Raw genomic sequence first — 849 nt, 5'->3', positions numbered from 1 at the left:
ATCGGATGGCGATCAAGGGCGTCTCCCCCTATCTGCGGTACGACGACGCTGATGCCGCTCTGGACTGGATGGAGCGGGTTCTGGGCTTCACCGGCACGATCCGCTGGCGCGACGATTCGGGACGGACGTTCGAGGCCGACATCCATGCCGGTGCGACGAAGATCGGGGTCAGCGGTGGCGGTGTGGGCGACGATGGGAAGAACGCCCTGCTCATCGTGCACGTGGATGACGTCGATGCGCATTTCGAGCGGGTGCGTGCCGCAGCCGGCACGGAGCTGGACCCTCCGAAGGATCAGCCCTACGGGCCACGGACCTTCACCATTGCCGATCCCTGGGGATACAAGTGGAACTTCTGGCAGGGCGATGCCACGCCACCCGAGTGATCAGCGGTCGCCCTCCGCCGACGTCGGCGCCACCGCCGTGATGTGGCTCAGCACGCACAGCCAGCGGCCGTTCCGTTTCACGAACACGTCTGACGTCCACTCGTCGGCGTCGTAACGCCGACCCCCGTAATGGGCGGTGTTCGTCATCCGCACGGTCAACACCGCGGTGTCGCCGTGGACGCGGACCCGGGGCCCGGTGACGAGAGCCATCGCCGAGTGCGTCAGTTGCCCGGACTCGACGAACGCGAGGAACTCCGCCTTGGAGGTGATCCCCGACTCGGAGACGATGGCCCAGTCGTCGGACATGAAGTTCGCGATCCGTGCCGCATCGTTGGAGACGATCGCCGCCGCCCAGTCCTCAGCGACGGCGGTGAGGTGAGCGTGAACGGCGTCGTTGCCGCCGCTATCGGGGTTTTCGCCCATGCCCCGATGCTAGCTCCGTACTTCGCGGGAGTTCGTTCAGGTC

General features: G+C 66.4%; 2 protein-coding genes. One reads left to right on the top strand and one right to left on the bottom strand.

The genetic code is table 11. The annotated features are described in order from the left end of the window. Nucleotides 1-383 (top strand): VOC family protein (locus RB628_RS40965; protein ID WP_318325713.1); only part of this gene is annotated, 383 nt, incomplete at its 5' end. Here the strand turns inward: RB628_RS40965 and RB628_RS40960 are convergent. Further along, nucleotides 384-806 carry a nuclear transport factor 2 family protein gene (locus RB628_RS40960; RefSeq protein WP_318325712.1) on the bottom strand — a complete coding sequence of 141 codons (423 nt, stop codon included), beginning with the start codon at nt 804-806 and terminating at the stop codon, nt 384-386. Nucleotides 807-849: the final 43 nt, after the last annotated feature.

The organism is Streptomyces sp. ADMS (assembly GCF_033441795.1).
GTDB lineage: Bacteria > Actinomycetota > Actinomycetes > Streptomycetales > Streptomycetaceae > Streptomyces.
This window is presented reverse-complemented; position numbering and strand designations above follow the sequence as displayed.